A 478-nucleotide genomic window follows, 5' to 3' on the forward strand; every position below is an offset into this window, starting at 1 on the left:
CATACCACACCAGTCAGGATCCGGCGGCGGTTCCGGTACACTTATTCCCCCTGCCCCGCATACCGGGGTCGATACCGATCCAGGAAACACCGGCACAAATACCCCAAGTACGGGCATCCCAAATACAATACAGGAATTAGTGGCGCTGGTTGGTACATCCACTTTCTCACTACCTGCATAACCAAATCTGTTCATAAAGCGCAAACCATACACAGAGTGATCGCAATGTGATGCACTAACAGTACAGTAATCGCTACCTCCTCCAGGCGGCGGAGCGGAACGATTAATCGTCTTGATCGGTTTCCAGGTTCCTCCGCTGATATAATGGCCGCTGAACGTATAGTTGGTGATCAAATACAACCCCCACTCACCCTCGGCCCCGGATGCTGATGTCCAGTACTGTGCAATAGCATCAGTCATCCAGTTAACAATGTAAGTATTACCCGTATCATGCTGTACCGAATTAACCACCGGGCAA

General features: G+C 50.6%; 1 protein-coding gene. It reads right to left on the bottom strand.

The window, feature by feature from the left end; all coding sequences use genetic code 11:
- Positions 1 to 195: hypothetical protein (locus AQ981_RS28365; protein ID WP_249226399.1), on the bottom strand; the 195-nt coding region annotated here is incomplete at its 3' end.
- Positions 196 to 478: the final 283 nt, after the last annotated feature.

This window comes from Entomohabitans teleogrylli (assembly GCF_001484765.1).
Classification (GTDB): Bacteria; Pseudomonadota; Gammaproteobacteria; order Enterobacterales; family Enterobacteriaceae; genus Entomohabitans; species Entomohabitans teleogrylli.